General features: G+C 67.3%; 18 protein-coding genes and 2 pseudogenes. 11 read left to right on the top strand and 9 right to left on the bottom strand.

Annotation, left to right across the window (positions count from 1 at the left end; genetic code table 11):
- Positions 1-45 precede the first annotated feature (45 nt).
- Positions 46-843, top strand: a complete 798-nt coding sequence (locus IH68_RS0142475) for a GNAT family N-acetyltransferase (RefSeq protein ID WP_030947222.1) — start codon at positions 46-48, stop codon at positions 841-843.
- A gap of 222 nt (positions 844-1,065) precedes the next feature.
- The gene (locus IH68_RS0142470) at positions 1,066-3,042 is read left to right on the top strand and encodes an ATP-dependent DNA helicase (RefSeq protein ID WP_030947218.1); all 1,977 of its coding nucleotides are present in this window, start codon (positions 1,066-1,068) and stop codon (positions 3,040-3,042) included.
- A 152-nt stretch (positions 3,043-3,194) separates the two neighbouring features.
- Here IH68_RS0142470 and lexA read toward each other — a convergent pair whose 3' ends face one another.
- On the bottom strand, positions 3,195-3,974 hold the full coding sequence (gene lexA / locus IH68_RS0142465; RefSeq protein ID WP_030947215.1) for a transcriptional repressor LexA: 780 nt from the start codon (positions 3,972-3,974) through the stop codon (positions 3,195-3,197).
- A gap of 564 nt (positions 3,975-4,538) precedes the next feature.
- Here lexA and nrdR point away from each other — a divergent pair.
- From nrdR to IH68_RS59995, 3 genes are all read left to right on the top strand, one after another.
- On the top strand, positions 4,539-5,099 hold the full coding sequence (gene nrdR, locus IH68_RS0142460) for a transcriptional regulator NrdR (protein WP_030947212.1): 561 nt from the start codon (positions 4,539-4,541) through the stop codon (positions 5,097-5,099).
- A 163-nt stretch (positions 5,100-5,262) separates the two neighbouring features.
- Positions 5,263-8,157, top strand: coding sequence for a vitamin B12-dependent ribonucleotide reductase (locus tag IH68_RS0142455; RefSeq protein ID WP_030947208.1), 2,895 nt, complete (start codon positions 5,263-5,265; stop codon positions 8,155-8,157).
- A gap of 132 nt (positions 8,158-8,289) precedes the next feature.
- On the top strand, positions 8,290-8,436 hold the full coding sequence (locus IH68_RS59995; protein WP_420719034.1) for a hypothetical protein: 147 nt from the start codon (positions 8,290-8,292) through the stop codon (positions 8,434-8,436).
- On the opposite strand, the gene IH68_RS58675 is transcribed toward IH68_RS59995, so the two are convergent.
- The 3 genes from IH68_RS58675 to IH68_RS0142440 all read right to left on the bottom strand — a co-directional run bounded on the left by IH68_RS58675 (position 8,423) and on the right by IH68_RS0142440 (position 10,815).
- Positions 8,423-9,139, bottom strand: a complete 717-nt coding sequence (locus IH68_RS58675) for a hypothetical protein (RefSeq protein ID WP_030947205.1) — start codon at positions 9,137-9,139, stop codon at positions 8,423-8,425. The two genes, IH68_RS59995 and IH68_RS58675, sit on opposite strands and share 14 nt — an antisense overlap.
- 66 nt (positions 9,140-9,205) lie before the next feature.
- A complete protein-coding gene (locus IH68_RS0142445; protein WP_030947203.1) occupies positions 9,206-10,453 on the bottom strand; it encodes an RNA polymerase sigma factor in 1,248 nt (415 codons plus the stop codon).
- 26 nt (positions 10,454-10,479) lie between these two features.
- The gene (locus IH68_RS0142440) at positions 10,480-10,815 is read right to left on the bottom strand and encodes a YciI family protein (RefSeq protein ID WP_030947200.1); all 336 of its coding nucleotides are present in this window, start codon (positions 10,813-10,815) and stop codon (positions 10,480-10,482) included.
- A gap of 412 nt (positions 10,816-11,227) precedes the next feature.
- Between IH68_RS0142440 and IH68_RS0142435 the strand changes: the two genes are divergently transcribed.
- Positions 11,228-11,941 carry a DUF6215 domain-containing protein gene (locus IH68_RS0142435; RefSeq protein WP_030947197.1) on the top strand — a complete coding sequence of 238 codons (714 nt, stop codon included), beginning with the start codon at positions 11,228-11,230 and terminating at the stop codon, positions 11,939-11,941.
- A gap of 7 nt (positions 11,942-11,948) precedes the next feature.
- Here the strand turns inward: IH68_RS0142435 and IH68_RS0142430 are convergent, their stop codons facing one another.
- Positions 11,949-12,482 carry a TerD family protein gene (locus tag IH68_RS0142430; RefSeq protein WP_030947192.1) on the bottom strand — a complete coding sequence of 178 codons (534 nt, stop codon included), beginning with the start codon at positions 12,480-12,482 and terminating at the stop codon, positions 11,949-11,951.
- A gap of 161 nt (positions 12,483-12,643) precedes the next feature.
- On the opposite strand from IH68_RS0142430, the gene IH68_RS0142425 reads away from it, so the two are divergent.
- The 3 genes from IH68_RS0142425 (at position 12,644) to IH68_RS0142415 (ending at position 14,972) form a co-directional block, all read left to right on the top strand.
- Positions 12,644-13,249, top strand: coding sequence for a YdbC family protein (locus IH68_RS0142425; protein ID WP_030947190.1), 606 nt, complete (start codon positions 12,644-12,646; stop codon positions 13,247-13,249).
- A gap of 133 nt (positions 13,250-13,382) precedes the next feature.
- Positions 13,383-14,042: a histidine phosphatase family protein gene (locus IH68_RS0142420; RefSeq protein WP_030947189.1), complete on the top strand. Its 660-nt coding sequence runs from the start codon at positions 13,383-13,385 to the stop codon at positions 14,040-14,042.
- 12 nt (positions 14,043-14,054) lie between these two features.
- On the top strand, positions 14,055-14,972 hold the full coding sequence (locus IH68_RS0142415) for an ADP-ribosylglycohydrolase family protein (RefSeq protein WP_030947187.1): 918 nt from the start codon (positions 14,055-14,057) through the stop codon (positions 14,970-14,972).
- A gap of 309 nt (positions 14,973-15,281) precedes the next feature.
- Here the strand turns inward: IH68_RS0142415 and IH68_RS0142410 are convergent.
- Positions 15,282-16,718: pseudogene (locus IH68_RS0142410) on the bottom strand (MFS transporter); the annotation flags it as partial.
- Between the two features lie 193 nt (positions 16,719-16,911).
- Positions 16,912-17,628, bottom strand: a pseudogene (locus IH68_RS0142405) (MFS transporter); the annotation flags it as partial.
- A 703-nt stretch (positions 17,629-18,331) separates the two neighbouring features.
- Here IH68_RS0142405 and IH68_RS56770 point away from each other — a divergent pair.
- Positions 18,332-18,700, top strand: a complete 369-nt coding sequence (locus IH68_RS56770; protein WP_159403831.1) for a hypothetical protein — start codon at positions 18,332-18,334, stop codon at positions 18,698-18,700.
- Between the two features lie 184 nt (positions 18,701-18,884).
- On the opposite strand, the gene IH68_RS54335 is transcribed toward IH68_RS56770, so the two are convergent.
- Positions 18,885-19,496: a LuxR C-terminal-related transcriptional regulator gene (locus IH68_RS54335; RefSeq protein ID WP_159403830.1), complete on the bottom strand. Its 612-nt coding sequence runs from the start codon at positions 19,494-19,496 to the stop codon at positions 18,885-18,887.
- A gap of 702 nt (positions 19,497-20,198) precedes the next feature.
- On the bottom strand, positions 20,199-20,777 hold the full coding sequence (locus IH68_RS50770; protein WP_234341771.1) for a hypothetical protein: 579 nt from the start codon (positions 20,775-20,777) through the stop codon (positions 20,199-20,201).
- A 68-nt stretch (positions 20,778-20,845) separates the two neighbouring features.
- On the opposite strand from IH68_RS50770, the gene IH68_RS0142385 reads away from it, so the two are divergent.
- Complete coding sequence (locus IH68_RS0142385; RefSeq protein ID WP_420719033.1) at positions 20,846-21,181, top strand: winged helix-turn-helix transcriptional regulator; 336 nt, start codon at positions 20,846-20,848, stop codon at positions 21,179-21,181.
- Positions 21,182-21,300: the final 119 nt, after the last annotated feature.

The raw sequence follows: 21,300 nt of genomic DNA, 5'->3' as shown, positions 1-21,300 counted from the left end.
TTCTGAGGAACATGCCCCATCCCGTCTTCTGAGAGGAGCGGCGCCGTGCCTCCCACCGACGCCAGCGCACATGCAGCCACCGACCTCGGCACCGACTCGAGCTGGCTTGCGGCCGAAAGCAGCCCCGGCGTGGGCACGGACAACGAGGACACACTGGACCTGCGTCTGCCGGACGAACTGCTTGCACTCTTTGCAGCGGAAACCGACTCCGAAGAGCCAAGAAACCGGGGCGAAAATGCAGCGCCGCCCGTTTCCGTCACCAGAGCCGAAGACGACCTCCTCAACCGTGTGGCCGAGTGGGCGCCGGTCGTCACACCCGCGGGTGTGTTCCACCTCGTTCCCGTGCACGTCGAGCGCGACCTACCGCTGATCAGCCGCTGGATGAACGACCCTGCCGTCGCGGAGTTCTGGGAGCTCGCAGGCCCTCCGACCGTGACCGAGAGCCACCTGCGGGCCCAGCTCTCCGGCGACGGACGCAGTGTTCCGTGCCTGGGCGTGCTGGAGGGCACACCGATGAGCTACTGGGAGATCTACCGGGCGGACCTCGACCCGGTGGCCCGCCACTATCCAGCTCGACCTCATGACACCGGACTGCACCTCCTCATCGGCGGGGTCGCCGACCGAGGCCGCAAGCTCGGCAGCACCCTGCTCAGAGCCGCGGCCGACCTCGCCCTCGAGAAGCGGCCTGCCTGCGCACGTGTCATTGCGGAACCCGACCTTCGCAACACCCCCTCCGTCGCTGCTTTTCTGAGTGCCGGCTTCCGGTTCGCCGCCGAGGTCGACCTGCCCGCCAAGCGGGCCGCCCTCATGATCCGAGACCGGTCCCTGCGCGATCTGCTGTGACGCCGTGTCGTAGCGGCGTCACTTTTGGTACACCGCCCGCGGCGATCCGGTTCCCACCGCCTCAGATCCGGTGTTCCACAGCGCTGGCTCAAAGTCACCCGAGCCGATCTTCCCGAGCGATCCGCCCCGACCCTCACCCGAGGAGCACCCGGTCTTGATCCCGCCCCTCGTCCCCCTCTTGATCACCCGTTTGTCAGTGCCGGGTCGTAGGGTGGTCGCGCTATGACGAAGCCCTCACTCCCCGAACTCCTGCATGCTGCCGTCACTGCCGTCGGCGGTACGGAGCGCCCCGGCCAGGTGACCATGGCCGAAGCCGTCGCGGAGGCGATCGACGACGGTTCCCATCTGCTGGTCCAGGCCGGCACCGGCACCGGAAAGTCGCTGGGCTATCTCGTGCCCGCCCTCGCGCACGGGGAGCGTGTCGTCGTGGCGACGGCCACCCTCGCCCTGCAGCGCCAGCTCGTCGAGCGGGATCTGCCGCGTACCGTCGATGCGCTGCACCCCCTGCTGCGCCGCCGCCCGGAGTTCGCAATGCTGAAGGGCAGATCGAACTACCTCTGCCTGCACCGACTCCACGAGGGTGTCCCGCAGGACGAGGAGGAGGGTCTCTTCGACCAGTTCGAGGCAGCCGCGCCCACCAGCAAGCTGGGCCAGGACCTGCTGCGACTGCGCGAGTGGTCGGACGAGACCGAGACCGGCGATCGCGACAACCTCACGCCCGGCGTCTCCGACCGGGCCTGGGCGCAGGTGTCGGTCTCCTCCCGGGAGTGCCTGGGTGCCACGAAGTGCGCGTACGGCGCCGAGTGCTTCGCCGAGATGGCCCGCGAGCGTGCCAAGCTCGCCGAGGTGGTCGTCACCAACCATGCGCTGCTCGCGATCGACGCCATCGAGGGCGCCCCGGTCCTCCCGCAGCACGAGGTGCTGATCGTCGACGAGGCGCACGAGCTGGTCTCCCGGGTCACCGGGGTGGCCACCGGCGAACTCACGCCCGGCCAGGTCAACCGTGCGGTCCGCCGCGCCGCGAAACTGGTCAACGAGAAGGCCGCCGACCAGCTCCAGACCGCCGCAGAGGGCTTCGAGCGGCTGATGGAGCTGGCCCTGCCGGGCCGTCTGGAGGAGATCCCGGAGGACCTCGGGTACGCGCTCATGGCGCTGCGCGACGCCTGCCGTACGGTGATCTCCGGGATCGGGGCGACCCGGGACAAGTCCGTCCAGGACGAGGACGCGGTCCGCAAGCAGGCGCTGGCCTCCGTCGAGACGGTGCACGACGTGGCGGAGCGGATCACGAACGGCTCCGAGTGGGACGTCGTCTGGTACGAGCGCCACGACCGCTTCGGAGCCTCCCTGCGCGTTGCCCCCATGTCGGTGTCGGGCCTCCTGAGGGAGAAGCTCTTTGCGGACCGCTCAGTCGTCCTGACCTCCGCGACGCTGAAGCTGGGCGGCGACTTCAACGGCGTCGGTGCCTCCCTCGGGCTCGGACCGGAAGGCACCGAGGGCGAGGACCTCCCGCAGTGGAAGGGCGTCGACGTCGGCTCGCCCTTCGACTACCCCAGGCAGGGCATCCTCTACGTTGCCAAGCATCTGTCCCGCCCCGCACGGGACGGCGACCGCGCAGACATGCTGGACGAGCTGACGGAGTTGATCCAGGCGGCCGGCGGTCGCACACTCGGCCTCTTCTCCTCCATGAGGGCCGCGCAGCTCGCCGCCGAGGAACTGCGCTCCCGGATCCCGGAGTTCCCGATTCTCCTCCAGGGCGAGGAGACGCTCGGCGAGCTGATCAAGAATTTTGCCGCCGATCCCCAGACCTGCCTGTTCGGCACGCTGTCGCTCTGGCAGGGCGTCGACGTCCCCGGCCCCAGCTGTCAGCTGGTCGTCATGGACAAGATCCCGTTCCCGCGTCCGGACGACCCGCTGATGAGTGCCCGCCAGAAGGCGGTGGAGGACGCGGGGGGCAACGGCTTCATGGCGGTCGCCGCCACCCACGCCGCGTTGCTCATGGCCCAGGGCGCCGGCCGCCTCGTACGGGCCTCGGGGGACCGCGGGGTGGTCGCCGTACTGGATCAGCGACTGGCTACGGCGCGCTACGGCAGCTATCTGAAGGCGTCACTGCCGGACTTCTGGTTCACGACGGACCGTAACCAGGTCCGGAAGTCTCTGGCGGCGATCGACGCGGCGGCGAAGAAGTCAGAGGCCGAATGAGCGGGGGTTGGTCTGTCGCGGCGTCATGACAGACCAACCCCCGATGCGGGCACCCGCGGGCGGGGCCCGGACAGCACAGGGCCCCGGAACCGGCGCAGGGGTCCCGGGGCCCGGTCAGAGGGTGGCTCTGTACGAGCCGCCCGCCGCAGCCGTCATACGCGCCGCAGCACTGCCACCACCTTGCCGAGGATGGTCGCGTCGTCGCCGGGGATCGGCTCGTACGCCGCGTTGTGCGGGAGGAGCCAGACATGGCCGTCCTCGCGCTTGAAGCGCTTGACGGTCGCCTCGCCTTCGAGCATGGCCGCGACGATGTCGCCGTTCTCGGCGACGGGCTGGCGGCGCACCGTGACCCAGTCGCCGTCGCAGATCGCGGCCTCGATCATGGAGTCGCCGACGACCTTCAGCACGAACAGCTCGCCGTCACCGACCAGCTGGCGGGGGAGAGGGAAGACGTCCTCGACCGACTCCTCGGCGAGGATCGGGCCACCGGCGGCGATGCGGCCGACCAGCGGGACGTACGACGCGGCGGGCTTGCCGGCGGTGTCGGTGGGCTGCACGGAGGCGCCCTGGTCGGATCCGCGCACCTCGTATGCGCGCGGGCGGTGCGGGTCGCGGCGCAGGAAGCCCTTGCGCTCCAGTGCCATCAGCTGGTGTGCGACCGAGGAGGTGCTGGAGAGGCCGACCGCCTGGCCGATCTCCCGCATCGACGGCGGGTAGCCGCGCCGCTGCACGGAGTCCCTGATGACCTCGATCACCCGGCGCTGCCGGTCGGTGAGACCCGAGCTGTCCGCCCGGATGCCTGGAGGTCGGCCCGGTAGGGAGCGCTTGTGCCCCTCGGGATTCACGGCTTCGTTCATCGCATGCACCGGCTCGAGTCGGCCCTGGGAGCGGTCCTGGGCAGTGATGGTGGCACTGTCTGCGGTGGTGGTCACGTCGGCCCCTCTCGATGGTCTCCCTGCTGGACAACGGTAGTTGCTTTCGAAAGGTTGCGCCAAACACACGTTCGAGTGAAAAAACGCGGATTGCCTTACTTGATCATGTGTCTGGGTGTATAGCTAACGCGGCACCTGGCGGACAAAAGGGCCCATTGTTGTACTCTTCACCGCCGGGGTGCTGACCTCGTGGGTTCCTGCCCAGTCTGCCATCTGGCATTCCGTCAACCCGGCACAGGTCTCCATCTCTGCGGGAGCCCCACGTCGCCTCCCTGCCGCGCCCACGGTATCTCCGCATGTGTCGCAACGGTACGGCTGTGCACCTGCGGATCCGGTGCGCCGCCCCGGTCGCGCGGCACATGCCAATACGTGCGCGACACGCGCGTAGGGAGTGCATGCATGGGCCAATCCCCACATCTAGTGGTTGGATTGCAGCAGCAGCCCAGAAGTTGTGGTCCCCCGGGTCTTCAGGCTCCTGGCGATCGCCTATGCTTGGGGCTGCTTCGAGGGGCCCATGAGGCCCAGCGAAGCTATTGAGTCTGCTGTGAGGAGGGTTGGGAGTTCATGCACTGCCCCTTCTGCAGGCACCCCGACAGCCGTGTCGTCGACAGTCGTACGACCGACGACGGTACGTCGATCCGCAGGCGCCGCCAGTGTCCGGACTGCTCCCGTCGTTTCACGACCGTGGAGACGTGCTCGCTCATGGTGGTCAAGCGGTCCGGAGTCACCGAGCCTTTCAGCCGTACCAAGGTCATCAATGGCGTGCGCAAGGCATGTCAGGGACGGCCTGTCACCGAGGACGCACTCGCTCAGCTCGGCCAGCGGGTCGAGGAGGCGGTGCGGGCCACCGGAAGCGCCGAACTGACCACCCATGACGTTGGGCTGGCCATACTCGGCCCGTTGCAGGAGCTCGACCTCGTCGCGTATCTGCGATTCGCCTCCGTCTACCGGGCATTCGACTCGCTCGATGACTTCGAGGCCGCGATCGCGGAACTCAGGGAGGAGATGCGACCCGTCGCCGCGGACAAGGACGACCGCGAGGACGCTGTCGCGGGGGGCCAGGAAGAAGACTGCGGGCCCGGAGGGACTGCTCAGGTCCCCGAGCCCGCCCACGCCGCCGACTGATCGGCGGGCCGGAACCGGGCGGAGGCCCCGATTCCGGCCGGACGGCGGCTATCGAAGACCCGTTGCGGGCGGCATCGCGAGATGCCCGCAACACCAGACACACCACCGTGCCACGGGAACATCGGGGCACTTCAGGGCGTTTTTGCCTGTACAGGGAGGCGGCATGACAGAGACGGCGAGCGGTCCGGCACGGAGTTCCCGAGCCAAGGGCACCAAGGCGACCAAGGGACTGCGTATCGAGCGCATCCACACCACCCCCGGCGTGCACCCGTACGACGAGGTGGCCTGGGAGCGCCGTGACGTCGTCATGACCAACTGGCGCGACGGCTCGGTCAACTTCGAGCAGCGCGGCGTCGAGTTCCCCGACTTCTGGTCGGTGAACGCGGTCAACATCGTCACCAGCAAGTACTTCCGCGGTGCCGTCGGCACCCCGCAGCGCGAGGTGAGCCTCAAGCAGCTCATCGACCGCATCGTGAAGACGTATCGGAAGGCCGGCGAGGACTACAAGTACTTCGCCTCGCCCGCCGACGCGGAGATCTTCGAGCACGAGCTGGCGTACGCCCTCCTGCACCAGATCTTCAGCTTCAACAGCCCCGTGTGGTTCAACGTGGGCACCCCGCAGCCCCAGCAGGTCTCCGCCTGCTTCATCCTGGCCGTCGACGACTCCATGGAGTCGATCCTCGACTGGTACAAGGAAGAGGGCATGATCTTCAAGGGCGGCTCCGGCGCCGGCCTGAACCTCTCCCGCATCCGCTCCTCCAAGGAGTTGCTGTCCTCGGGCGGCAACGCCTCGGGTCCCGTGTCCTTCATGCGCGGTGCCGACGCCTCCGCAGGAACGATCAAGTCGGGTGGCGCCACCCGCCGCGCCGCCAAGATGGTCATCCTCGACGTCGACCACCCCGACATCGAGGACTTCATCGAGACCAAGGTGAAGGAAGAGGAGAAGATCCGCGCCCTGCGCGACGCGGGCTTCGACATGGACCTGGGTGGCGACGACATCACGTCCGTCCAGTACCAGAACGCCAACAACTCGGTCCGTGTGAACGACACGTTCATGAAGGCCGTCGAGACGGGCGGCAAGTTCGGCCTGACGTCCCGTATGACCGGCGAGGTCATCGAAGAGGTCGACGCCAAGGCCCTGTTCCGCAAGATGGCCGAGGCCGCGTGGGCCTGTGCCGACCCGGGCATTCAGTACGACGACACCATCAACAACTGGCACACCTGCCCGGAGTCCGGCCGTATCAACGGCTCGAACCCCTGCAGCGAGTACATGCACCTGGACAACACGTCCTGCAACCTCGCCTCGCTGAACCTGATGAAGTTCCTGAAGGACGACGGCAAGGGCCACCAGTCCTTCGAAGTCGAGCGCTTCGCGAAGGTCGTCGAGCTCGTCATCACCGCGATGGACATCTCCATCTGCTTCGCGGACTTCCCGACCCAGAAGATCGGCGAGAACACGCGCGCGTTCCGCCAGCTCGGCATCGGCTACGCCAACCTCGGCGCCCTGCTGATGGCGACCGGCCACGCGTATGACTCGGACGGCGGCCGCGCCCTCGCCGGCGCCATCACCTCCCTGATGACCGGCACGTCGTACCGCCGCTCGGCCGAGCTGGCCGCGGTCGTCGGCCCGTACGACGGTTACGCCCGTAACGCGCAGCCGCATCTGCGGGTCATGAAGCAGCACTCCGACGAGAACGGCAAGGCCGTCCGCATGGACGACCTCGACACGCCGATCTGGGCCGCCGCCACGGAGGCCTGGCAGGACGTGCTGCGCCTCGGCGAGAAGAACGGTTTCCGTAACGCCCAGGCGTCGGTCATCGCCCCGACCGGCACCATCGGTCTCGCGATGTCCTGCGACACCACCGGCCTCGAGCCCGACCTTGCCCTGGTCAAGTTCAAGAAGCTGGTCGGCGGCGGCTCTATGCAGATCGTCAACGGCACCGTCCCGCAGGCTCTGCGTCGCCTGGGCTACCAGGAGGAGCAGATCGAGGCGATCGTCGCCCACATCGCCGAGCACGGCAATGTCGTCGACGCCCCGGGCCTCAAGCACGAGCACTACGAGGTCTTCGACTGCGCGATGGGCGAGCGCTCCATCTCCGCGATGGGCCACGTCCGCATGATGGCCGCGATCCAGCCCTGGATCTCCGGTGCGCTCTCCAAGACGGTCAACCTGCCGGAGTCGGCGACCGTAGAGGACGTCGAAGAGGTCTACTTCGAGGCCTGGAAGATGGGCGTCAAGGCGCTCGCCATCTACCGCGACAACTGCAAGGTCGGCCAGCCCCTCTCCGCCAAGACCAAGGAGAAGGAGAAGACGGAGGTCACGGAGAAGGCCGAGGCGACCATCCGCGAGACGGTCGAGAAGGTCATCGAGTACCGCCCGGTCCGCAAGCGCCTGCCCAAGGGCCGTCCCGGCATCACGACCTCCTTCACGGTCGGTGGCGCCGAGGGCTACATGACCGCCAACTCCTACCCGGACGACGGTCTCGGCGAGGTCTTCCTGAAGATGTCCAAGCAGGGCTCGACTCTCGCGGGCATGATGGACGCCTTCTCCATCGCCGTCTCCGTCGGCCTGCAGTACGGCGTGCCGCTGGAGACGTACGTCTCGAAGTTCACGAACATGCGCTTCGAGCCGGCCGGCATGACGGACGACCCGGACGTGCGGATGGCGCAGTCGATCGTCGACTACATCTTCCGCCGCCTGGCGCTCGACTTCCTGCCCTTCGAGACGCGTTCCGCCCTCGGCATCCATTCCGCCGAGGAGCGCCAGCGTCACCTGGAGACCGGTTCGTACGAGCCCTCCGAGGACGAGTTGGACGTCGAGGGCCTCGCGCAGTCGGCTCCGCGCGCCCAGGAGCTGAAGGCCGTCGCCACGCCGCGTGCCGAGGTCGAGGCTGCCAAGCCCGCCCCGAAGCAGGCCCACACCAGCGCCGAGCTGGTGGAGATGCAGCTGGGCATCCAGGCCGACGCCCCGCTGTGCTTCTCCTGCGGTACGAAGATGCAGCGGGCCGGCTCCTGCTACATCTGCGAGGGCTGCGGCTCGACCAGCGGTTGCAGCTGAAACCGGGCGCAATCGCATCGAGTGCAACGCTCGGTAAAGGCTCACCCGACAGGTAGTCCCTGATGGGAGGGGCGTCAGCCTCGTGCTGACGCCCCTCCCGCGTACTGTGCAGTCCACGATCTCGGTCGTCTGGTGACTCGGACGCCACAAAGGCTGTCGGTGGAGGCCCTCGCAGCGCTCTGCGACATTCTCGACTGCAGTCCCCCACTTGATCGACATCAAGGTAGTCAATGCCGAGGTCACCCGGCTCCTCAGCCGCCTGAGGTCAGCGGATGGTGATCTCGCCCATGTCGATGGCGACCAGCAGGGGCTCCGGGATGAGCTGGTAGTCACCCTCCCAGGCGTAGCCGCGTCGCGTGGTGGGGATGATGATGCCGTCGACGTCGCGGTAGCCGGTGGCGTAGAGCAGCCCGGTCGCCCCGCCGAGGATGTCGATGGTGAAGTCGTGGCGGCGCAGCAGTCCGTCCGGGCCGAAGCAGGAGATCTGCCGGCGAGTGTGGCTTTCGATGTGGTCGGGAAACGTCACTTGGAGCCGCCGCCACGTTTCGCCGTCGGTCTCGACGGGCGCGACCTCTTCGGTGACGAACCCGGGCAGGGTGTAGAGGAACGGCGTATTCAGATACGTCCACAGTGCTTCCCCGGTGAAATAGGCGAGGTGGATGTCGTCCCACGGCGTCTGGAGCTGATGACCGTGGAACGACATCTCCGGGTCGTCGCGTACATCGATGAGCCCGCCGTCACGGCTCTGCAGGACGACTCGGCGGGGCTCGAAGACCGACCGTTTGTCCTGGCCGGTGAAGTCCATCGTCAGCCGCTGCCGCGTGGCGTCCACCTCGAAGCGAACGTCCTTGAGCGCGTCATCCTGGTTCTTGAGGGACAAGAGCGCCCCGGTGATAGAGGCGTCGACGGTGATCGACTTGACCTGGTTCCATCGGTCCAGGCCGCCGTGCGCGGCCACGGCGGCGTCGAGTAGATCGTTCATTTTTCTCCTCCTGGCTGCTTGTCTTCACCAGGACGACGAACGGCGGGCGCCGAAACCGGACACGCGCTAGGAGATTCCCAGGCTCTCGATCCGCCGCTCGAAGGACATGCGCTCGGCCGGGCTCCGGGACAGCGCAATGGCGCGGGAATAGTTCTCCCGGGCCGCGGTGTGGCAGCCGCCCCGCCGTTCCAGGTCAGCGCGGGCCGCCCAGTAGAAGGGATACCGGGACAACTTCGGCTCACCGGCCAAGGCGATCAGCTCGCGGCGGCCGGCATCGATGCCGTCCCGCTCGGCCACGGCCAGTCCGCGGTTCAGCGCCACGACCGGGCTCCAGGACTGCTGGGCGAGGACCTGGTAGAAGCCGACGATCCGGTCCCAGTCGGTCTCCCGGATCGATGGCGCAATCGCGTGCTCGCAGGCGATGCCGGCCTCCAGATGCCAGCGGGACATGTGATCCCCAGTGGCCGAGCGGGCCAAGTGCATCAGACCGCGCTCGATGCGCGCCCGGTCCCAGCGGCTGCGGTCCTGGTCCTCGAGAGGCACGAACACACCGTGCTCATCCAGACGCGTCGGCAGGCGGGCGGCGTCGAAGCAGAACAAGGCGGCCAGGGCGTGCAGGTCCGGTTGCGCCGTCGCCTTGGCGTCCAGCAGCAGCTCGGTCAGACGCAGCGCTTCCTCGCACAGGAAGGGACGTACCGGGTCGTGCGGGTTGCTGCCGTGGTAGCCCTCGTTGAACAGCAGATAGAGCGACCGCAGGACGGAGTCCCGCCGGGCGTCGATGTCGGGGAGATCGTCCACGTCGGGCAGCCGGCCCAGCTGACGCAGCCGACCGCGACCCCGGTGCAGCCGTCGGTCGATGGTCTGGGTGTCGACCAGGAACGCCTGACCGATCTCCTTGGGCGACAGACCACACAGCCACCGCAGAATCAGGGTCACATGCGTCTCGCGGTTCAGGCTGGGGTCGCAAACCGTGAACATCATCGCCAGCTGGCCCGCGCTCTCGGCGGCAGGGGCCAGCGCCGCCTCGATCGTGCCGCTCAGCGCCGTCATTGTGGCCAGTTCCGGCAGGAACGAGCGGTGGCGCTGTTCGCGGCGGATGATGTCGATCGCCCGGTTGTGGGCGGCCCGGATGAGCCACGCCTTGGGGTCCTGCGGCAATCCGAAACGCCAGGCCTGCATGGCACTGACCAGCGCGTCGTGGACGACGTCCTCGGCGAGCGGGATGTTGGACGGCCCGAGGACCCGGGTCAGCGCGCTGACCAGGTGCGCGTACTCCTTCCGGAACAGGTCCTCGACCAGCTCCGGCAATGACACCGCTGCAGGCCCTTGGTCCACGATCCTCAGATCCCAGGGTCCTGGACCGGCCGGACCTCGACCGAACCGCCGAACTCGTATGTCGGACATGTACGCGCCACGTCGATGGCGTCTTCCAGGGAGGCGGCCTCGAAGATCATGCTGCCGGTCACCAGATCCTTCGACTCCGCGTACGGGCCGTCGGTGACCACGCGTTCATGGCCCCGGACCGTGGCCCCCGGGTCGTCAAGTGCGGTTCCGGTGTTGCGCCGACCCTGCCGGGCCAGCTCATCGGACCAGCGATACCACTTCTCGACGTGGGCCTGAAGCTCCGAGGGCGACAGATCGTGCCGCGAGACAGCGCCCCCGCGAAAGATCAACATGAACTTGCTCCGCAGGGCGCGCTCCCCGCCTGGAGGTTCCGGGATCATGGCTCCCAACCGTATCTTCCGCCGGCCTCATCGAACCCCTCCACCATGGCATCAGGACCTGCGCAGGGCGGAACGCCACCCCACCCCCCCCGGACGGACGCGGAGCTGAAACGACGGCACATACAGCCCCACCATGTGCCTCCAGCGGCGACTGGCGATGCGCGCGGCCGTCATCGGGCGAGCTGAAGGTGGTGCCGGCCTGATGGACGGTGGTCGGGAACAGCGGCCGCCCCCGCCCGCCACCTTGGCGAGCTCGCCCTCGAATACTGCCGATGCGAAAATTTGTTCCTCCACAGGACGATCACAGGTTAGGCTCCCTCCGCGCACGACCGGCGCGAACGGCAGGGTGGGGAACGTGGGGGACATGGTCGACGATTTCGCCGACTCCAAGAAGGCAGCGAGCGAGCCTGAGAAGCCCATGAACGTGGCGGCTCAGGTGATCGCCGCGATCGTGGTGGTTGGGGGCCTCGCAGGGCTTGTGTGGGCGCTGGACCTGGACTCGAAGGCGTCCGCCGACCGCGGGCCGGCCACCTGCACGTCCACGCACGACAGCAAGCCGTCGAAACCTGTCTCGGGCGCCCGGCTCTGCACGGCGCTCAACCGCCCGGACCTGCCCGTACTGCTCGGCACACCGGACGAGTACGCGGAGACCGCCGACGGCAACGAGAGCACGATCACCTCGGCCGACGGCACGAAATTCACCACCCCCGAGGCGGACGTCGACCTGAAGACGTACTCCCTGAGGCTCTCGGCATCCGACGACGATCTCGGCGTGGCCGACATGGCCGGCCTCCTGGGCACCCGCGCGGAGACGAAGACGGTGCTCGGACATCCCGCGGTCGTCTACTCGGACCGGACCATCGCCCTGAGCTTCAACCTCGGCGGCGGCAAGACCAAGGCCGACAGCGGCCCCGGTGGTATCGCCCGCAACCTGCTGGTCGCCCGGGACGTGAAGGACGGCGGCGGCTACTTCGAAGTCTCCGTCTGGCGCCAGGACTTCGCGACGCCCGACGACGCGGCCCTGTTCTGCGTCGCCGAGAAGGTGCTGCCGACGGTCCCGGGATGGACCGCCGGCTGACCGGACGTCAGGGCTGGTGCGCCCGGCCCATGTCCCGGGTGAACGCCGCCGGGTCGTCCTCGAAGCCGTGGATCCCGGGACGAAACGTCCACTCGCCGGACTCGTCGCGTATGAACTCCCCGACCGTGGCCGCCGTGGCCCCGAGGACGTCGCCGAAGTCGTCCTCGGCCAGGACGGTGTAGCCCTCCCGGATGCGCAGCCCCGGGTTGATCACGCCGACGAAGGTCCGGTGCGCCGTGCGCTGCTGGATGACGACGCCGACCACCACGCGCGCGTACCGCTCGCTGAGCCGCTCCAGCTCCAGCGTCATGACCTCGTCCCAGCCGAAGCCCTTGCCGTCCTTGCTGTCCCGGTTGAGGTAGATCGTGCCGTCAGGGGAACGGCTGTCGAAGTGCACCACATAGGCGGGGTCGCCGTACGCGTCGTCCGCCGGATAGGTGGCGGCGACGATGTCGAGATCGGTGTCCGCCTGTCCCGCCGGACTGGGGTCCCACTTGAGCGCGACCTCGACCTTGCGGATCCCCTTGTTGATGCCGGTCACCGGACCTCCCCTTCCCCGTCTCCCCGTGTGTCCCTGTCCGGCCCGAACTGCTCGGCGGACTGGGCCTGTTGTCCATCCTGCCACGCGCGCGTGGAGGTGTGCGCCGGTGCTGTCCGCCGGAGCGTGACCGGCGCCACGCTCCGTGGCCTTACCATGGCGCGGTGCTGGTCAAGTGGATTCGCTGCACCGTGGTGGACCGCCGCGGCTTCGAGCGGGGGCAGCGAAAGTGGGCGGGGCTTCTGGGGGAGCCGGGGTTTCGGGGACAAGGCGGTGGCTGGAGCCGGGGACGCACAGGAGTGGCCCACATCTTCGCTTTCTGGGAGAGCCGTGCCTTCTACGACTCCTTCATGGCCCGTTCCCATGATCGGCTGGCGGCGGCCCAGTCGGGCACCTTCAAGGATGCCCAGGTCAAGCTCTTCGACTACCGCTTCGACGTGAAGACCGGCTTCGAGCCGCGCTTCACGGACGCGGACCTGCTGCGGGTCGCCCTCTGCCGAGTCCACGAGGAACGGGCCGAGCACTTCACGCTGATGCAGGAGAAGGTCTGGAACCCCGCCATGGCCGGCTCTCCCGGCATGATCCGGGGCCTGTTCGGAGAGGCACCGGGCCACGAGTTCCTGGTGCTGTCCATGTGGCGATCGGCCGCCGAACACGGCAAGTACCGCACGGAGCGCGTGGAGCGGCTCGCTCTGCGGGCCCAGACGGAGGCCGACGTGGCGGCCCTCACGGGCGACATCATTGAGCTGGAGCCGAGCTGGACGGTCTGACACGTTGGGTTTGAAATCTGGACGCGTCAATCGTGCGGCCTGGCGTGGTCAGTGGTGCAGGAAGTGTGTGACCTACGCCGTATGAGGGGCGTACGAGTGCTCGATCGGCCGTCACCCGATCTAGGGTTTTGGCATGGCACGACCACGGCGCATCGTCCTTGTCCGGCACGGGGAGTCAACGGGCAATGTTGATGACACCGTTTACGAGCGGGAGCCAGACCATGCGCTGGCGCTGACCGAGCGGGGCTGGCAGCAGGCCGAGGAGACCGGAAAGCGGTTGCGCGAGGTCTTCGGCCGTGAGCGCGTCAGCGTGTACGTGTCGCCGTACCGCCGTACGCACGAGACCCTGCGCGCCTTCCATCTCGATCCCGAACTCATACGGGTGCGGGAGGAGCCCCGGCTGCGCGAACAGGACTGGGGAAACTGGCAGGACCGCGACGATGTGCGCCTCCAGAAGGCCTACCGGGATGCGTACGGCCACTTCTTCTACCGCTTCGCCCAGGGGGAGTCCGGCGCCGACGTGTACGACCGGGTCGGCGGCTTCCTGGAGAGTCTGTACCGCAGCTTCGAGGCCCCCGACCACCCGTCCAACGTGCTGCTGGTGACCCACGGCCTGGCCATGCGGCTGTTCTGCATGCGCTGGTTCCACTGGACGGTCGCGGAATTCGAGTCGCTGTCGAATCCGGGGAACGCGGAGATGCGGATGCTCGTTCTCGGGGACGACGGCAAGTACGCGCTCGACAGGCCTTTTGAGCGCTGGCGTGATCCGGAACCGTACGGAATCACTGGATAGAGTGGCAGAACGATGACCCCTGACTCCTCCTACGACGGGCGCCTGGACCGCGCCCTTGCCAGCCTGCGCGGACTGGCGGTGGGGGACGCGCTGGGCTCGCAGTTCTTCGTACCGGTGAACCATCCGCTGCTGAAGCGTCGCGAGCTGCCGCCCGGTCCCTGGCAGTGGACCGACGACACGGAGATGGCCTGCTCCGTGGTCGCGGTCCTGGCCGCCCATCACCGCATCGACCAGGACGCCCTGGCGCATTCCTTCGCCCACCACCACGACTTCGACCGTGGGTACGGTCCCGCGGTCAATCGTCTGCTGCGGTTGGTTCGAGAGGGCGAGGACTGGCGCGAGCTGGCCGCCGAGCTTTTCAACGGACAGGGTTCCTGGGGCAATGGAGCAGCCATGCGGATCGCCCCGCTGGGCGCCTGGTACGCGGACGACCCGGAACAGGCGACGCATCAGGCGGAGATCTCCGCGTACCCCACGCACCAGCACAGGGAGGCCGTCGTCGGCTCCATGGCGGTTGCCGCGGCCGCCGCGCTGGTCGCTGCGCCCGGCGGTCCGCCGAGCCCTGAGGCACTCCTCGACGGAGTCGTCGCCCTCGTCCCGAAGAGCGCCGTGGGCGCCGGTCTGCGGCGCGCACGGGACATGCTCGACTACGCCGACTCGGGCACCGTCGCGGCCGTGCTGGGCTGCGGACGGCGTACGTCCGCCCATGACACCGTGCCCTTCGCGCTCTGGTCGGCCGCGCGGGCCCTCGGCGACTTCGAGCAGGCGTTCTGGACGACCGCGCAGGTCGGTGGTGACGTGGACACCACCTGCGCCATCGTGGGCGGCGTGCTCGCCGCCGGGAAGGCCGGCCTGCCGCCTGCCGAGTGGGCTGGGCTGACGGAGGCACTGCCGGACTGGGTGCCGAACGTCCGGACCCCGTCGGTTTGAATCCTCCGCGGCCCCGTGCAGCGTCTGCCGGGACAGACCGCTGGAAACTCTCTGTGCTTGGCGGGAACTCTGCGTGACCGCCCGTCCGTTGTTGTGACATCAGCCGTGTGAGGCAGGAGCGGGTTGACTGCACCTGACGCGCGAGGGGTCCGGGGGGTGGTTGTGCAGTTCGTGGTCGAGTGGGCGGTGCTTTCGGTCCTGACCTCGCTGTGCCCTGTGGGACGTCTGCGGAGGGCCGGACCGACGTCCTCGCCGTCGGTCCCCGGGACTCGGTCCGGCCCTCCGCGGCCCCATGCGGGGGCGGCCGGGTCAGCCGGCTGTCGCTCCCGCCGTGCCGGCGAGTGCTTCCAGGTCGCTCTTGCGGACCCGGATCACGAACCAGGCAGTGCCGAAGGCGAGTACGGCCATGGCTGCGGCCGCCACGAAGCCCATGGAAATTCCTTGGGCGAGCACCTCGTGTCCCCAGGTGCCGGGCAGCTGGTGCGTCTTGGTGAACTCTGCCTTCTGCTCCGCCGAACCGTTGGCGAGGAATTTCGGCAGTTGCTTCTGCGCCTCGTCCTTGCTGGCCGACCCGAACACCGTCGTCAGGATGGACAGGCCGAGCGAACCGCCCACCTGCTGTGTGGCGTTGAGCAGTCCGGAGGCCGCACCCGCCTCGTGCTGGGCGACACCGGAGACAGCTGTGACGGTGAGTGTCACGAAGTTCAGGCCCATGCCGAAGCCGAACACCAGCATCGGACCGAGCACTCCGCCGGCGTACGAGCTGCCGGAGCTGATGAGGGTCTGCCAGGCCAGTCCGATCACCGCGAGAGCCGAGCCGGTGAGCATGAACGGCTTGGGCCCCAGCACTGGCAGGAACCGCTGGGACAGACCGGCGCCGAGCGCGATCACGACGGTCACCGGCAGGAACGCGAGACCGGCTTGGATCGGGCTGTACCCCAGCACGTTCTGCACGAAGAGCACGATGTAGAAGAACATGCCGAACATGGCCGCGGCCAGGCTCAACATGATCACGTAGGTTCCGGAGCGGTTTCGGTCGGCGAACATCCGCAGGGGAGTGATCGGCTCCTTGGCCCGGGACTCGATGAGCGCGAAGGCCACCAGCAGGACCACGGCGGCGCCGAAGGAGCCGATGGCCAGGCTGTCCCGCCAGCCGTCGTCCGCTGCCCGGATGAAGCCGTAGACGAGGGACGCCATGCCGGCCGTCGAGGCCACGGCCCCGGCGATGTCGAAGCGGCCCGTGTGTCGTTCGGACTCGCTGATGTAGAGCGGCGCGAGCAGGATGATCACGATGCCGATCGGCAGGTTGACGAAGAACACCCAGCGCCAGTTGAGCCACTCGGTGAGCATGCCGCCGGCCAGCAGACCGATTGCGCCACCACCCGCGGAGACGGCGGCGAATACGCCGAACGCCCGGTTGCGCTCGGGGCCTTCGGGGAACGTGGTGGTGATGAGCGCCAACGCGGTGGGAGACGCAATGGCGCCACCCATGCCCTGCAGGACGCGTGCGGCCAACAACTGCCATGGTTCCTGGGCGAGTCCGCCGAGCAGCGAGGCGAAGGTGAACAGCAGGATGCCGGTCATGAAGACCCGGCGGCGGCCGAGGATGTCACCGGCGCGCCCGCCCAGAAGCAGCAGGCCGCCGAAGGTGAGCGTGTAGGCGCTGACGACCCAGGTGAGGTCGGTCGTGCTGAACTTCAGAGCGTCTTGAATGTGCGGGAGCGCGATGTTCACAATCGTCGCGTCCGGTGGCGTTCCAACGTGCGTTATCAGGTTCCGATTGGCGTCGACGGTGTGACGTCATGTGGCGACGGGGATGGCGGGTCGGCGGCGTCCCAGTCCCCGCGGCCCGGGGCGCCGCACGACGCCCGTGGGCCGACGCCCTCGTGGTGGGCGGGGTGTTCGGTCACGGGCGCCGTGATCGGGGGACCAGCGGGGGTTACACGGCCGGGGCGCCGCCCGCGCCGCTGAGGGCTTCCAGGTCGCTCTTGCGGACGCGTATGACGACAGCGGCCACGGTGAGCGCGAGGACGGCCATGGCGGCGGCCGGGATGAAGGCCGTGGAGATGCCGTGTGCGAGGACTTCGTGGCTCCATGGGGCCGGCAGCTGGTGGGTCTTGGCGAACGCGGCCTTCTGCTCGGGTGAGGCCTTGGCCATGAACGATGCGGCCTGCTTGGTCGCCTCGTCGCGGCCGGCCGAGCCGAAGACGGTGGTGAGGATGGACAGACCGAGTGAACCGCCCACCTTCTGGGTCGCGTTGAGCAGGGCGGAGGCCGCACCCGCGTCGTGTGAAGCCACGCCGGAGACGGCGGTGACGGTGACGGTGACGAAGTTGAGTCCCATGCCGAAGCCGAAGATCAGCATCGGGCCGAGCACTCCGCCGACGTACGAGCTGCCCGAGTCGATCAGGGACTGCCAGGCCAGGCCGATGGCGACGAGAGTGGCGCCGGTGATCAGGAATGGCTTGGGTCCGAATGTCGGCAGGAGCCGCTGCGATATCCCTGCGCCCAGTGCGATGACGACGGTGACGGGCAGGAAGGCCAGGCCGGCACGGATGGGGGAGTAGCTGAGCACGTTCTGCACGAAGAGCACGATGTAGAAGAACATGCCGAACATCGCTGCGGCGAGGCTGATCATGATCACGTACGTCCAGCTCGGAGCGCCGGCGGATGAGTTTGCGGTTGCTCAGCCCGGTCAGTGAACCTCTTTCATCCTGGGTTGTCGGGTGAACCGGGCTGGTCAGGGGCGGTGGCGTGGCGAAGCCCCTCGGCGTTGGTGTGGTGATCTCACTCAACACGCCGATCCTCGCGAAAGATCGAGGTTGGCCTCGGCCATTCACGCCGGCATCGCACCCCGCGCCATGGCCGCCATCCGCAACCTCGCCATCGGCACCCTGAAGACCCTCGGATCCGACAACATCGCCAAGACCACCCGAGCCATCTGCCACGAACCCGAACGAGCACTCACCATCCTGGGCATTGCCGGGAGTTCAGCCGTTCCACCGAAGCCGGTCCCATCGAGCGCAGGGCGTCCGCACCGCCCTCCTCCCTGTGTCGCGTGTTGAAGATCACCAGAGGTAAATGACTCTATCAGCGTCTTCTCTTCGCACTCATAATCCATAACAACACGATCGTGATTCTGCTGAACCGGAGAGATTCGAACGATGAAGTCTCGGCCGGGGAAAGAGGTCATTCCGTGTCCTTCAAGATTACCGACCATGGCTGTTCCTGATCGGGCGGGATGGATTGCTGGGCATCGCCTGATGCATTGCCTCGGGCAGCAGGATCACCCGCGTTCCCGGTTTCCGGCTGGAATAGGGTCTGAACGGGAAACACCAACTCGTAGAATTGGACTACTGATGCGTTCCTTCAAGAATCCGAGCCGCATTGTTGCCGTCGCTTCCGCTACCGGAGCGGCGACGCTGCTGGCCATTGCCATGGCTGCCGCACCGGCATCCGCGGCAACCACTTCTCGCATTGCGATCAACGGCAACCTTATATCGCCCGACGCGGCATCGGTGGCTGTCACCGACCCCACGAACGGCACCGACGCCTGCTTTGCGGCCTCTCGCGGAACGACCTTGATCGCCACGACGGTGTCGGTGAACAGTGGTGACAACGTTCACTTCGACATGTACCGGAAGCCCGGCTGTGGCGACTGGAACTCCGCTGCCTCGTTCAGCCGAGTTGTGCCGGATGACGTCTCCCAGACGTGGAACGTGAACTAAGGCGTTTCACGCTCTCCGGCGATGAGAAAAACCTGGTGGTCGCGATGCGGAATCGCGACCACCGGGACAGTGAGCCTTCCGGCGTTGCCGCTCCGAGGTGGGGACAGCCGCGGAGATTGATGACGTTCGATGAGGGCTGCACCGGGACCGGCAGGAGATCCGCCACAACTTCCACCCTGCGACTTCACGGCCACCGCTCACTCCGCTCGGCATCACCAATGTCCCTTGCGTGGACTCGGGGACGCAAGAGCCCGAGCCAGCGCAGTATCGCTTCCGACTGGCTGTGCACTTCGAGCTTCACGTAAATGCGGCTGAGATAGTTTCGGACTGTCTTTTCCGTCAGGGATAGCTTTTTTGAAATAGCTCTGATTGTCGTGCCGGAGGCGAGTAGATCCATGACCTGACGTTCTCGCTCGGTGAGCAGTCTCGGCGAATCGGCTGTCCTGCGGGCTCCTGTTCCCGTATGCCCCCGGTCACTCGGTCCGATCCTTGTTCCGCGGGCAGCTCTGATCTGCTCGGCGGCGATTTCGGGGTCGAGAATGCTCGTGCCCGTAGAAGCGCAGATAAGAGCTTCCATCACCAGGCAGCCGTACTCGTTTTCCAGTAGATAACCGAGAGCTCCATGGTTCAGCGCCCTGGACACATCACCCCAATCGAGCTCGGGCGCCAACACCACTACGGGAAGAACTTTGCCTCTCGACTCGGCCGAAAAGCGCCGTACTTCTCTCCCCATGCCGGATCCATAGAAAAGTAACACTTGATCACTTTCCCTTATTTCACAGGGATTGCGGATCACGCGGCAGTCGGTCCCGGAGAGTAGGGGTGGCCTGGTTCCGTGGCGGCTGACCACGACGATCGCCAGTGATCCGATGGATAAAGGGGAACCCTGAAATCGAGAACCACACGACATCATTTTCTCCGGTGGTGGAAAGGTCCTACGCTGTGAGGCGGATGTTGACCCGGCATGGGACGGGGAACGTGTGTGATCGTGCCGGACCGCTTTTGGGTGATCGGGAAGCTGCTTAGCCCCGGGCAGCGGATTCGCCTGGCCTTTCCGTGATCTTCGGAGCGACATGTGAGGTACCAGGATGGATGTTGCAGGCGCTCGGTTGCAGGACGTCGCAGAAGCTGTGCCCGCAGATCTCCGTCGATCGTCGGCATCATGACGCGGGAATCCTGGAGATCCGCTGGCCGTGACTGCCCTGTGGGCATCGGGGATGCATTTCAAGTTCTCCTGAGTTTCTTTTGAACGCTTTGATGCAGCAGCAGGGGCCAGTAACGGGCGCTGCGACAAACGTTCCGGAAAATCCGCCCGCGCTGCGCTCCGGTGAGGTGCGGGTTGACGGGGGCCCGAGAGCGTTGACGTGCTGTCACGGTGCCAGGACCGAAAGACGAGAGATCACCGCCGGGCATGAAGGATTCTTGAGGGAGGTGAGTTGTTCATCAACCCGGATGAATGAGATCGAACAACTCCGAGGTGACTCCCTCCAGGGCTGGATCAAGTTCCCTGAGCGTTCTGGTCGTTGGTGATGCCCAGGATGGTGAGTGCTCGTTCGGGTTCGTGGCGGATGGCTCGGGTCTTGGCGAGGTCGTCGGCTTCGAGGAGCTTCAGGGTGCCGATGGCGAGGTTGCGGATGGTGGCCATGGCGCGGGGTGCGGTGGAGGCGTGAATGGTCGAGGCTTCCTCGGCGAACGTGACATCTCGGATGTAGTGGGGGGCAATTTCGATGCCCCAGTGCCCGCGAATGGCGGCGGCAAGGTCGGCGGGGCGGGTTTGACGGGGCGGCGAGGCTGGCGACCGCGTAGACGCTTTCGCGTATTTCGGGCTGGCCGGTGGGCTTGCGGCGGCGGTGGACCCGGACGACGAGGTGGGCGTGAGGGAAAGCGATGCAGCCCTGCCGGCCATGGCGCAGGTTTTGATCGAGCGGGACTCGCGGCGGCCGCGGGCGGTGGCGGAGGCGGTGTGCTGGACCTTGACTGAGGTCCAGGGCAGGGCGGAGAGCTGGACGCAGGCGGTGGGCTGGTTGGTCTTGATGACCGCGAGAGCAATCTGCCAGGGCGGCCAAATTCCGGGCACTTCGCGGCAGCGCCGGCATCACCCGTGTTACCGAAGCGCTGAGGGACGAAGCCTGTCCGGTCACCGAGGTGCTCGACCGTGTGGCGGGCAAGTGGAGCATCGGGATCCTGATCGCCGCCGCTCACGGCCCGGTTCGCTTCACCGAACTCGAACGCGCCATCAATGGCATCAGCCGCCGAATGCTCACGCTCAACCTGCGCCGGCTGGAGCGGGACGGACCACTCGTTCGCACCGTGCATCCGACCGTGCCGCCCAAGGTCGAGTACAGCCTCACGCCCATGGTCCGGGAGCTGCACGCGTCGCTGACCGGGCTGGCGGGCCGGGCCGAGCGGCATCGGGCCGCCATCGCCGAGGCCCGCGCCGCCTACGACACCACGGCGGAGCAGAGACCCGACGCCGACTGAGCGAGCCCCGAACGGGTCTCGGGCTACTGTGATTCAGCGACAGTCGGCGGGTATCCAGGGGGTCATCATCGGCGTTGCAGGATCCGCATGATCGGCCGGGCAAGCCCTGAGCGCTCCGC

Origin of the sequence: Streptomyces sp. NRRL S-646, assembly GCF_000720765.1 — a bacterium.
Taxonomy (GTDB): Bacteria; Actinomycetota; Actinomycetes; order Streptomycetales; family Streptomycetaceae; genus Streptomyces.
The sequence above is the reverse complement of the archived record's forward strand: the minus strand, read 5'-3'. Positions and strand labels throughout refer to the sequence as shown.